Source organism: Paenibacillus sp. FSL R7-0313 (genome assembly GCF_037969885.1).
In the GTDB taxonomy this organism is placed as follows: Bacteria; Bacillota; Bacilli; order Paenibacillales; family Paenibacillaceae; genus Paenibacillus.
The window spans coordinates 6305378-6317811 of sequence record NZ_CP150219.1 but is presented as its reverse complement, the minus strand read 5'-3'; the positions used below and the strand labels follow the sequence as shown (position 1 = coordinate 6317811).

General features: G+C 48.6%; 11 protein-coding genes. 10 read left to right on the top strand and 1 reads right to left on the bottom strand.

Translation table 11 applies throughout. The annotated features are described in order from the left end of the window. The first annotated feature begins 62 nt into the window (after window positions 1-62). Genes NSQ38_RS27485 through NSQ38_RS27450 form a run of 8 tightly spaced genes read left to right on the top strand, consistent with a single transcriptional unit; the run spans window position 63 to window position 9446 of the window. Window positions 63-974 carry a sugar ABC transporter permease gene (locus NSQ38_RS27485; RefSeq protein ID WP_339790731.1) on the top strand — a complete coding sequence of 304 codons (912 nt, stop codon included), beginning with the start codon at window positions 63-65 and terminating at the stop codon, window positions 972-974. A 2-nt stretch (window positions 975-976) separates the two neighbouring features. Further along, complete coding sequence (locus NSQ38_RS27480) at window positions 977-1840, top strand: carbohydrate ABC transporter permease (protein WP_017689719.1); 864 nt, start codon at window positions 977-979, stop codon at window positions 1838-1840. 11 nt (window positions 1841-1851) lie between these two features. Continuing rightward, a complete protein-coding gene (locus NSQ38_RS27475) occupies window positions 1852-3318 on the top strand; it encodes an NHL repeat-containing protein (protein ID WP_339785053.1) in 1467 nt (488 codons plus the stop codon). Further along, complete coding sequence (locus NSQ38_RS27470; RefSeq protein ID WP_289391783.1) at window positions 3299-3919, top strand: YIP1 family protein; 621 nt, start codon at window positions 3299-3301, stop codon at window positions 3917-3919. The genes NSQ38_RS27475 and NSQ38_RS27470 overlap by 20 nt, the downstream gene beginning before the upstream one ends. A 14-nt stretch (window positions 3920-3933) precedes the next feature. Beyond that, window positions 3934-6519, top strand: coding sequence for a DUF5696 domain-containing protein (locus NSQ38_RS27465; RefSeq protein ID WP_339785051.1), 2586 nt, complete (start codon window positions 3934-3936; stop codon window positions 6517-6519). Next, complete coding sequence (locus NSQ38_RS27460) at window positions 6516-7415, top strand: sugar ABC transporter permease (RefSeq protein ID WP_091032970.1); 900 nt, start codon at window positions 6516-6518, stop codon at window positions 7413-7415. The genes NSQ38_RS27465 and NSQ38_RS27460 overlap by 4 nt, the downstream gene beginning before the upstream one ends. Window positions 7416-7443: 28 nt before the next feature. Continuing rightward, a complete protein-coding gene (locus NSQ38_RS27455; protein WP_339785048.1) occupies window positions 7444-8454 on the top strand; it encodes a carbohydrate ABC transporter permease in 1011 nt (336 codons plus the stop codon). A gap of 29 nt (window positions 8455-8483) precedes the next feature. Continuing rightward, on the top strand, window positions 8484-9446 hold the full coding sequence (locus NSQ38_RS27450) for a glycosyl hydrolase (protein WP_339785047.1): 963 nt from the start codon (window positions 8484-8486) through the stop codon (window positions 9444-9446). A 147-nt stretch (window positions 9447-9593) separates the two neighbouring features. On the opposite strand, the gene NSQ38_RS27445 is transcribed toward NSQ38_RS27450, so the two are convergent. Then, window positions 9594-9860 (bottom strand): hypothetical protein, encoded by a 267-nt coding sequence (locus NSQ38_RS27445; protein ID WP_133384083.1) that lies wholly within the window; start codon window positions 9858-9860, stop codon window positions 9594-9596. A 233-nt stretch (window positions 9861-10093) separates the two neighbouring features. On the opposite strand from NSQ38_RS27445, the gene NSQ38_RS27440 reads away from it, so the two are divergent. Together NSQ38_RS27440 and NSQ38_RS27435 are read left to right on the top strand one after the other, a co-directional pair. Then, a complete protein-coding gene (locus tag NSQ38_RS27440) occupies window positions 10094-10630 on the top strand; it encodes a hypothetical protein (RefSeq protein ID WP_339785045.1) in 537 nt (178 codons plus the stop codon). A gap of 204 nt (window positions 10631-10834) precedes the next feature. Next, window positions 10835-12412 (top strand): extracellular solute-binding protein, encoded by a 1578-nt coding sequence (locus NSQ38_RS27435; RefSeq protein WP_339785043.1) that lies wholly within the window; start codon window positions 10835-10837, stop codon window positions 12410-12412. The last annotated feature ends 22 nt before the right edge of the window (window positions 12413-12434 follow it).

Sequence of the window (12434 nt, the reverse complement as noted above, 5' to 3'; positions counted from 1 at the left end):
TAATCGTGCCACAAATATCACTCCGAGACGGACAAAACAGTCCTCCTGAGAAAGCGTCAAGGATGGGCGTGAAATCGTGGTGGAGCTGGAAGCTCCAGGAAATGAAGGCCAGCAAACATTCCTATGTTCTGCTTGCACCTTATATGCTCCTGTTCCTCATGTTTACCGTGATTCCGGTTGTCATCTCGATCATACTCAGCTTCACCTACTTTAACATGCTGGAATTCCCGCGGTTTATTGGCTGGCAGAACTACACTCGCCTGTTTCTGGAGGATGATGTATTCCTGATTGCGATCAAGAATACGCTGCTGTTTGCCATCATTACCGGACCGATCAGTTATATTGCCTGTTTTGTCTTCGCGTGGATCATTAATGAGTTAACACCGAAATGGAGAGCGTTCATGACGCTGATCTTCTACGCGCCCTCCATCTCGGGCAATGTGTATTTTATCTGGCTGATGATTTTTTCGGGAGATCGTTATGGTATTGCCAATGGGCTGTTGATCAAATGGGGTTTTCTGCTGGAGCCGATCCAATGGCTGAAGACAGAAGCTTATATTATGCCTATTCTCATTCTCGTGCAGCTATGGCTGAGTCTCGGAACTGGATTTCTGGCGTTTATCGCCGGTTTGCAGACGGTGGACCGGACATTGTACGAAGCGGGAGCGGTGGATGGCATCAAGAATCGCTGGCAGGAACTATGGTACATTACCCTGCCTTCGATGCGTCCGCAGCTCATGTTCGGTGCAGTCATTCAGCTCACAACCTCGTTTGCCGTGGCCGATGTGTCGATCGCACTGGCCGGGTTCCCAAGCGTGAACTATGCGGCAGAGACGGTGGTCACCCACTTGATCGACTTCGGTACAACACGGTTTGAGATGGGCTACGCATCGGCGATTGCCACCGTGCTGTTCATGATTATGGTGGGGACCAACTTGCTGGTACAGAAACTGCTTCGAAGGGTGGGAGAATAGCTATGGCTGCAATTGCGACAGGCAAAAAGCGGGTGAATCGCTCGCTATCGGGAAGCCTCTCCCTGTTTGCCCTTCTGCTCGTATTTGGTGCCTTCATGGTGCTGCCGCTGATCTATGCGATCAACAATGCATTCAAACCATTGGATGAGATTTTCACCTTTCCACCAACGCTGTTTGTCAAAAATCCGACGTTCAGCAACTTTACAGATCTGCTGAACCTGCTGAGTGACTCGTGGGTGCCGTTCTCACGTTATATATTCAACACGGTATTTATTACAGGCATCGGTATCGTAGGCCATGTGCTGCTGGCTTCTGCAGCGGCGTACCCGCTTGCCAAACACAAGTTTCCGGGCAAAGTATTCATGTTCCAAGTGGTCGTACTGTCACTGATGTTCACACCTGCGGTGACGGCCATTCCAAACTATATGATCATGTCATGGCTCGGATGGATCGACACGTACTGGGCCGTCATTATTCCGGCATTTGCCTATTCACTCGGGTTGTATCTGATGAAACAGTTCATGGAGCAGATCCCGGATGCACTGCTGGAAGCGGCCAAAATTGATGGTGCCAGTGAATACCGGATCTTCTGGTCCATTGTTATGCCTAATGTGAAGCCCGCGTGGCTTACATTAATCATCCTGCTGTTCCAGATGTTATGGGGCAGTGATGGCAATGGATACATCTACAGCGAGCAGCTCAAGACCCTGCATTATGCAGCAGGGCAGATTATTCAGGGCGGAATATCCCGGGCAGGAGCGGGTGCTGCGGTAGCACTGATTTTGATGAGTGTGCCGATCACGCTATTTATTTTCTCTCAGAGCCGAATCATTGAGACGATGGCGAGCTCGGGCATGAAGGATTAAGGGGGAACGATATGGCACGCACAGTGAAAAGATGGCTTGTTCTCCTGGCGGCAGTATCTCTGCTGCTGGTGAATGCCGTGCCTGCGGCGGCCTCCCCGGCGCCGTATGAGAGTTATAACTACAACTACTGGAAAGAGGCTGTACCTTCACCGGATGCCTATCTGCCCGAGCGTACCATATCAGGCCGTGACCTCGGCATTAGTGAGTTCAAAGACCCCGGTGATGTGAACGTTTCACCCTCCGGGTTGATCTATATTTTGGATAGCGGCAACAATCGAATCATCGTATTGGAACCAGACTTTAAGCTGCTGCGCGTAATCGATGGATTCATGATGGAGGGCAGCAAGGAGACCTTTAATCTTCCAGGAGGATTGTTTGTAGATGAAGAAGAACGCATATATGTCGCCGATACAGGAAACAGTCGTGTGGTTGTCCTTGATGGAGAGGGGACGCTGATACAAACCATCACGAAGCCTGAGTCGGATATCCTGTCGACCCAATTCCAGTTCCAGCCCTTGAAACTGACGGTGGACCATGTAGGCCGAGTTTACGTTGTGGCACAGGGGGTCTACGAAGGGATTATGCAGTTTGACGAGAGTGGGAAATTTATCGGATATGTCGGTACGAACAAAGTGGAGCGGGACTACGGCGAATATATCTGGCGCATGTTATCAACCAAAGCTCAGCGCGCACAGATGGTACTTTTTGTTCCAACGGAGTTCTCCAATGCGGATATTGACCCCAAAGGATTCGTGTATGCGACGAATATTGATCCCGGCTCGAATGAACCGATCAAGCGGCTTAACCCGTCTGGCGAAGATGTACTGAAACGGTTTGGTTATTACGATGTCAAAGGCGATATCCGGTTCCGTAACAATCCCGGTCCATCCAAACTGATTGATGTGAAAGTGCTTGGCAATGGCATGTACAGTGTATTGGATGCGACACAGAACCGGGTGTTCACGTACGACGATGAAGGTCATCTGCTCTACATATACGGTGGCAAAGGAAATCAGGTCGGCACGCTCAAAACACCTGTCGCGATTGAACAATCGGGTGAGCACCACTTGGTTCTGGATCGGGGCAAGAACAACCTTGTCGTCTATGAGCCAACCCGTTTTGGTGCCCGTGTGAATGAAGCGGTGGCACTCCACTATCGGGGCGAGGACACAGAGGCCGTGAATATATGGAGAGAAGTGCTGAAGCTGAATGCTAACTATGACATCGCTTATATCGGTATCGGCAAGTCCTTATTAATGGAGAAGAAAAACGAGGAAGCGCTAGGTTACTTCGAACTTGGAATGGACCGCAAGAGTTATTCTGTGGCGTTCAAGAGGCATCGGCGGGAGATGATGAAGGAACATTTTGGTACATTCCTGACCGCTGCAATCGCGCTGATTGTCATTCTGATCCTGACCCGGGTGGCGGTTAAATGGAGACGGAGGAGGCAGGTTGATCGTGAAGCAGGATTTCATTAAGTTTCCGCTGCATCTCATTTTTCACCCCATTGATGCATTCTGGGACCTCAAGTCGGATAACCGGGGACGGCTGCTTGTTGCTTTTGCAGCATTGGCGCTTACCATTGTCATGATGATTTTGCAAAAGCAGTACGCAGGATTTCTCGTCAATTACATCGATCCTCGTACGATTAACAGCATCATCGAGATCGCCACGGTTGCAGTACCTTTCTTTCTATGGTGCATGGCCAACTGGGCAGTAACGACCTTGATGGAAGGGGAAGGCAAGTTCAGGGAAATCGTTCTGGCGACAGGTTACTCGCTCATTCCGGTTATTCTGATCTATGCACCAATGATCGTGATCAGCCGGTTCATGGTGCAGGAGGAGACTGCTTTTTATTATCTGTTCAATAGCATCGCGTTTTTCTGGTTTATACTTCTTCTGTTCATTGGCATGATGACGGTACACCAGTACACGGTGATTAGAACGATCATTACGATGGTGCTGACACTCATTGTGATGGGCATTATTGTATTCCTTGGCGCACTGGTCTTTAGCATGCTGCAACAGCTGTACGAATTCGGTTATAACATTTACCGTGAGTTGATTTTTCGGACCTAAAGGAGGCGGCATCCGTGAACAAAAGGCAACGATTATATACGGTGCTGGCTGGTGGTGCAGCTGTAATCATGATTGCAGCCGGGCTGCTGTATATAAACAACAGGGGAATTCCTGCCGTAGAAGCCGCGGCTTATTTGGAGACAACAACCCAGGCCATGCCCGTCACGGAGGACCCGTTGCAGTTCCTTAGCGACTCTTCGCAGGGTGTGCCTGGTATGCAGTTAGTCGCCGAGGATCAGGGATTGGCCCTGTACTATAACGAGGAGACAACGGAAATTGCAGTACGGGACGGGAAAAGTGGAGAGATTTGGTACAGCAATCCGAAAGAACGGGCTGAGGATGGTCTTGCTTCTGCATATGAAAAAGATGTACTGTCCTCACAGTTGAACGTGTCTTTCCGGGATTCGATGGGCACACTGGAGAACTTTCCAAACTTCAGTTCGAGTATTAGCAACAAACAATTCACAGTGGGTCAGATCGATCAAGGGATTCGGGTGAACTATAAACTTGGTGATACATCACTTGGTATTGATGCACTACCGAAGTTGATCAGCAAACAGCGTCTGGAGGAGAAAGTGCTTTCCAAGCTGGATGCTACTGTCGCAAGGTACACATCTGCCCGATATTATCCAACCAAGAACAATCCGGATATTTTGGAACGGCTGGATGGACAGATTTCGAAGCAACTTGTGCTGAACAAGATGCTGGGTGCCTTTGAGACGGCGGGTTACACGGCGGACGATCTGGCTTTTGACAATCAGGAGAATGGAGTCGAAGGCGGAGGCGTATCGGATAAGCCCAGCTTCGTCATTTCTGTGGAATATCGACTTGAGCAGGGAGCACTTGTTGTGACCGTGCCTCTGAGCCAGGTAGAGGAAAGTGGGCAATACCGCATTCGGAATATTGATTTGCTCGCTTACTTTGGTGCTGCGGATACGAAGGGTAAGGGTTATATGCTCGTGCCCGACGGTTCAGGCAGCCTGATCCATCTGAACAACGGAAAAACCCAGGAAGAGCAGTATGTACAGCGTGTATATGGCACAGACCCAAATGATAATTCGCTCAGTCGTCCTCAGGTTAGTGAATCCGCGTATATGCCTGTGTTTGGTCTGAAGAACGGGGAGAATGCCTGGTTTGCAGTCATTGAAAAAGGGGATGGCATTGCCAGTATCTCCGCGGATATTGGAGGCAGACAGAATAGCTACAACCATGTACACGCGACCTTCTCTCTGCGCGGAGAGGATGAGCTGGAGATGTACACCTCGCAGAAAATGCAGGAGATCCAGCTGCTTAGCGAAGAACCTTTCCGTGGAGACATTCAGGTCCGTTATCATTTCCTTCATGGAGAAGATGCCAGTTACTCGGGCATGGCCCGCCTGTATCAGCAGCAGTTGATCAAGCAGGATGTACTGAAGCCACTCGCAGAACAGACGGAGTTGCCGTTCTATGTGGATGTGCTTGGTGCAGTGGACAAAAAGGCTTCGTTCCTAAGCGTGCCCTATCGGACCACCTTAGCCATGACGACGTACGAACAGGCCACCGAAATGGCGGCGAAGTTACAGCAAGAAGGTGTGAACCGCGTTCAAATGCGCTATCAGGGATGGTTCGGCGGTGGCATCAGTCATCATACGCCAACCCGGGTGAAATTGGACAGTGAAGTAGGCAGTCGTTCTCAGCTACAAGCGTTGTCCGCCAAGCTGGAGCAGTCGGGTGGAGCTCTGTTCCCGGATGTGGCTTTCCAGCACATTTATCACGATGATATGCGTTTTGCTCCTTCCTCGGATGCGGCGCGGTTTGTCACAAAGGAGACAGCAGAACTGTATCCATACAATCCTGCGCTTAATCGCATGGATCAGAGTAGGGACAGCTATTATTTGCTCTCAGCGGCCAAGCTTCCTTATGTGGTGAGTGAGTTTGCAGACAAATTCAATCAACTGGACCTCGGCGGATTATCCCTTCGTGATCTCGGGCAGGTCCTGACTTCCGATTACCGGGATAGTCGGGTGATTCATCGGGAGACGGCGAAAAACATTGTGAAGGAGCAACTTGGCAAGTTGGAACAGTCCTATCCGAACCTGATGATATCTGCTGCAAATAGCTACGCTTGGGGTAGTGCACAACATGTTGTGAATGTACCCGCAGGGTCGAGTCGGTTCAATATTACCGATGAAGAAGTTCCTTTTTATGCGATGGTCATTCATGGATACATGAACTATGCGGCATCTCCGATGAACACATCGGGGGATCAGGATCTCCGCAAACAATTGCTGCGTAGCCTGGAGCTGGGGGCAGCTCCGTATTTTCAATGGACATATGAACCATCTTCCCGGCTGAAACTTACGAATTATGATTTGGCATACGCAACGGAGTACAGCTATTGGGTGGATGAAGCCGTTGCCTTGTATAAGCAGGCCAATGAAGTGCTGGGAAATCTGGCGAATGAGCAGATTCTCAAGCATGAACGCATTCAGGATGGCGTGGTCCGGATCATCTATACTGGCGGTACATCTATCCTTGTGAATTACAATGCGGATGCAGTTACCGTGGATGGAACAACAGTTGGCGGGACGGATTATGTGGTGGAAGGAGTGAGCCGATGAGAACCATTCGATTATCGCTGAAGTCACGGAGAGCTTTGCTTGGACTTGCATTTATATCGCCGTGGTTGGTCGGCTTCATCTTCCTCTTTGCCACACCGCTCCTGCAATCGATTCGGTTCAGTCTGAGTAATCTGTCCGTTGCTCCAGGCGGGTACGTTCTGGACTATGTCGGATTTAAAAATTTCAAGGATGCGCTTCTGGTTGATGCTACATTCAACCGAATTCTGGTCGATTCGGTTGGAGCGATGGTACTTAACGTGCCGATGATTCTGTTCTTCAGTCTGTTCACGGCGACACTGCTTAACCAGAAGTTCAGAGGCAGAACGATGGCACGTGCGATCTTTTTCCTGCCGGTTATTCTGGCTTCCAGTGCAGTTGCAGCAGCTGAGTCTGCGGGATTAATCAATCTGATGGGAGATGCAAGTGCGGTCGATGCGTCTGCTGATGGCGGGGCTTCGTTCAATGTGGTGTCCATTGTACGGATGCTGGCGGATGTGGGATTGCCGATGGCCTATGTGGATTACATTGTAGAAGCCATCATGCGGATCTATGAGATTATTAGCAGCTCTGGCGTTCAGATTCTGATCTTCCTCGCTGCGTTGCAATCGGTACCGGGATCGATGTATGAGGTTGCGAAGATCGAAGGGGCGACAGCTTATGAATCATTCTGGAAAATTACATTTCCCATGGTCAGTCCGTTGATTCTGACGAATGTCATCTATACGATCATTGATTCATTTGCCGGGAGTCCAGTCACACAGGCTATCTACCAAACTGCATTCAAAACCCAGAACTTTGGCTTAAGCTCGGCGATGTCTTGGCTGTATACACTGGTGATTGGCCTTGTACTGATCGTAGTGGGCTGGGTCTTGTCACGGCGGGTTCACTACAACTGACGGTTAACATTAAGGGAGGCTTCAGATTATGGCTGCATCAGGGACAGATCGCATGGTGGTAGTTCCGAAGCAGAATTATCACATGCATCGGGTGCGAAACAAAACATCGGACCTTCTCTATTCCATATTCAGATATGCACTGGTCATCGGCATTTCATTTATTATTTTGTACCCGTTATTTCTCAAAGTGTCAGTTGCGTTCAAGGATAAACAGGATATCTACAATCCGACGATTTATATGATTCCTCAGCATTTTACATTGGATAATATTCGGCTTGCGGCGCAAGTGATGGATTACCTGCCTCTGCTGGCGAACACGTTATTGTTCGTTACCATCACAACGCTTCTGACAGCGATATCCTGTGCACTTGCCGGATATGGCTTCGCCCGGTTTTCGTTTCCGGGTAGCAATGTGCTCTTTGTGCTGGTGATTCTCACAATTCTGGTACCGACAAGCACGCTTATGGTGCCGATGTATCTGCATTTCCGCAGCTTTGACTTTATAGGCATCATCCAGTTGTTCACGGGAAAGAATGGCATCAATCTGCTGAATACGTATTGGCCTTCAATGATTACGGCTGCTACAGCGGGAGGACTGAAGGCGGGGTTGTTCATCTATATCTTCCGTCAGTTCTTCAAGGGCATGCCGAAGGAAATCGAGGAGGCTGCTCTGATTGACGGCGCAGGCGGATTCAAAACGTTTGCCCGAATCATGTTGCCCAATGCAATCTCACCGTTGATTACGGTCATTCTGTTCTCGTTTGTATGGCAGTACAACGATACGTTCTACTCCGCGTTATTCATGAGTGAAAGTCCGCTGATTTCACTGAAAGTGGCTTCTTTACCGGCTCAGGCGAACCAATTAATTCCGCAACTGATGGGCTTTGGTTCGAACTCGGGTATCAAGGCTGATCCGAATTACGTGGCCATGATCGTGGACACAGGCATTTTGCTGGCGATTGCACCGCTGATCATTCTGTACCTGTTCGTGCAACGTTATTTCGTGGAGAGTATTGAACGTTCTGGTGTAGTGGGTTAACATGGTAAATCCAATTGGAGGTGTTAGTGATGACGGTGCGTACGATCAACAGTGCTCCGGTGAATAAAGCAGCGACTCCCGAAGCAAAAGAACTGATGGCGTTCCTGGTCGAGCGTTATCAAAAAGGGATGTTGGCAGGCCAGCAGGATTACAGCAATCTTAACTGGATTAATGAAAATACAGGCCAGAAGCCAGCTGTGATTGGCTTTGATCTCATGGAATATTCGCCATCAAGAACAGAGCGTGGTGCGGTCTCCCAGGAGATTCGGGATGCGATTGCATGGCACCAGCAAGGTGGGATCGTGACGCTATGCTGGCACTGGAACGCACCAACGGATCTGATCGATGAACCAGGTAAAGAGTGGTGGCGGGGGTTCTATACGGATGCGACAACCTATGATATTGCCTCCGCGCTAGCTGATACTGAATCGGAAGCATATCGGTTATTGATTCGGGATATCGATGCGATTGCAGCCCACTTGCAAGAGTTGAAGGATGCGGGTGTACCTGTATTATTCCGACCACTTCATGAAGCGGAGGGTGGCTGGTTCTGGTGGGGAGCGAAAGGTCCTGAACCTGCCAAACAGTTATATCGTTTGTTGTATGATCGATTGGTTCACGAGCATCAGCTGAACAATCTCATCTGGGTCTGGAACTCGGAAAAACCGGAATGGTATCCGGGTGATGATATCGTGGATATTGTCAGTGTGGATGTGTACCCTGAAGCAGGAGACCACAGCCCGCTGGCTGCACGTTACACCAACCTGCGAGAGCTTGTACAGAACGGCAAAATCATCGCACTGGCCGAGAACGGTTCCATCCCTGACCCTAAGCAGATGAAGGAACAGGATGTGCACTGGAGTTGGTTCTGTACCTGGACAGGTGGATTCCTGAGAGACGGGATGCATAATGAACTAACGTTTTTGAAGGAATTGTACCATAGTGAAGAGGTCATTACGCTCGATCAGTTACCGAAGTGGAGTTGGCTATAAGCATCTCGCTTCCAACTTGAATTGGAATCAATGAAGCGTTAGTATTCGCTGTAAGAATTCATGCGAATATTAACGCTTCATTTGTTGGTAGCGCACATATGTCAATGGAACGCCTCATCCCTGAAACATGAGAAGTTGAACAACAATCTAGTTTGACGGGTGCAACATAGCTTGGATATTGGTATGTAAAGTCACGCTGGAAGTGAATAAAATATACGATTGATTAACCGTGCGGATCAGAATCCTTTCGCTTGTGCCATTGACTGGACCGATCCGAATGGCGGATGGTTCGCTGCCACCGTACGTATCATCCAGGGTGACCGATGTGATATGTGCGATAGGAATTTCAATTTTGGAAAACTGCCAACGGATGACCAGCTGATCTTCTATTTTTTTCACGTTAACACCAAACATAAGATGACCTCCCTTTAAGCCCTCTGAAGATAAATATCTTTTATTAGTCTACCACTTATTGGTTAATATTTCCTTAATAATAGTGGATTTCCCCCGTGCAGTGAAGTGCCCAAGTGTAACTTATCTCCACAATGAATAATTTGCTACAGATATTTCCATAAATGATGGCATGATGTACACTATGACTAACGAATATGGATACGGAACGATTTGTTGGAGGTGGTGAGATTCCTATGACGGATTTGAAGGCGTATCATTATTTTGAACAAAGTCTTGGACCTTTCCGCAATCTCTCCAGCCTGTCTAATGAAGAAGCCGAAATAGTTACTCAACAAATCCGTGATCAAGGCCGGAATTTTGCCAGTCAGCGATCAGCGGATTATATGACCATCCGTAGAGCACTTGAACATCAAGAGTACGAGCAGTTTAAGGCCAAGGGAGGAACCCCCACCAATCGATATCCCCACTATCTGACCCTTGGTGCATGTGAATGGCTGTCATCTTGGTATAACGAACCGGATCAAGTGATGATTCCGTGGGAAGATCTGTCTGCCAAAGTTGTGAGCTTCACGTATGGAGATCTCTTTCCAACCATGCGTTATCTGGATGATAAACCTTACCGTAAGCAGATCTACACCAAAGATGAAATTCTGGAAATTATTCAGGCCTATGGTTGGCCTCAAGAATGGAACCGTCAAGGCGATCAAGGCCCGGAACGATATATTGAAGTACAAGTGTGGGACGAGCGCATTATCAGACCTTATCATTGAAGCAAAGGGGTTTAGGGCACATTTTTACCGTTTATAACCGGTGCAAAAAAGTGCAATTGCAGGAAATACGGGTGTTCGTTATAGTGAGTGAAAGCTTTGACCGGTCAAGAAGAATCTTCTTCAAAGTCCTGTCAAAGCCCCTTTTTTAATCGTTAATCCGATTAAGACTATAGGTTTAAGAGACTAAGGAGGATGGGAAAGCCTATGCAAAAAGTGGGGAAACGCAACACCCGTAATCTGGCCTGGATCATATCAGTTGTTATGGTCATGTCCGTGGTGCTTAGTGCATGCGGAAATAAAGAAGAAGGACAGGTAAGTGGCAACAGCGGCAATGCCGACGATCCGTTGGAAGTCAGTATTATGACCATCACGCCGAGTGCCGTCCCTGCTGCTGATGATAATGTAATCAAACGCGCCATTGAAGAAGCGACTAACTCCAAAATGAATATCCAGTGGGTCTCCAACAATATCTACGGTGACAAGCTCAATCTGACCCTGGCTTCCGGGGATATACCTGATCTCATCATGATTAATGATCCATTTGGAAGTACCTTCACCAAGATGGTCAAACAAGGTGCTTTTTGGGATATCACCCCTTATATCAAGGACTATTCGAACCTCAGCGGAGGCATTCCCGATATTGCTTGGGATACAACCAAGGCAGCAGATGGCAACAATTATGGGATCCCGCGGCCTCGCCCGGTCACTGGAGATTCTTTTTTTATCATCCGCAAGGATTGGCTTGACCGATTGAATTTGCAGGTGCCAGAGACCACGGATGAGTTGTTCAATGTGATGGAGGCTTTTGTGGAGCAGGACCCCGATGGTAACGGAACCAAAGATACCACCGCACTTGCTGCTTATATCAGTCCTGATGATCTCGGTTGGGGAGGTAATCTCGGCCCAGTACTCGGTGCCATTGAGAATTCTTTTATCGGAACCAATAGCAGTTGGAAATGGGATGAGTCGCAGGGGAAGCTGGTCTACAGGGAGCTGTTGCCCGAGGTGAAAAAGTCCCTTCAATATCTAACCAAAGCCTATAGCAGCGGCATGATGCCGGAAGATCTGCTTTCGCTAAAGCTGACGCAGGCCAGGGAACTGTTCAAGCGCAATCAGGCGGGCATTATCGTGGACAAGACAGGCACGATGCGCAAAATCTATGCCGATGACCTGAAGAAGGTCGATCCTTCTTTTAAATATACGGATTTCTATCCTTTGACCAATCTGAATGGATATAATCCGAAAGGTTCGGGATACAACGGTATTCTGGCGATCCCTGCCAGTGTGCCGGAAGAGAAGATGAAACGAATTCTCCAACTCGTTGATACCTGGATGAATCCGGAAGTATTTGAAATTCAGCAGTTCGGAATTGAAGGTACGCATTATGAAGTGGTGGATGGTAAAAAGGTAGCGAGTAGTGAAAAATTGACGGCGGATAACGCGTCGGATTTCAATCATATCGTTAACGTCATCGACCTACCTTGGGATACCACGGGTGAAACGGATGAAGAGACACAGGCCAATGAACTGTTCAAAAAAGTGGAGGCAGAGCGAGACAAAACGAGCGTGGCGGATCTGGCCGCTGGCCTTCAATCCGAGACCGGGCAGAAGGTGCTACCTGAACTCAACAAGAAGATCCAGGATCTAAAAGCAAAGATTATTCTTGGCCGGGAGCCGATTGAAGCTTGGGATGCCTTTGTGGAAACCTTGCGGAATGATCCGAATTTCCAGGCCATGAGTGATGAGATGACTGAAGCCTACAAGAAAAGAAATGGACAGTGAATCTGAGGGAAGGAGCTGCAAA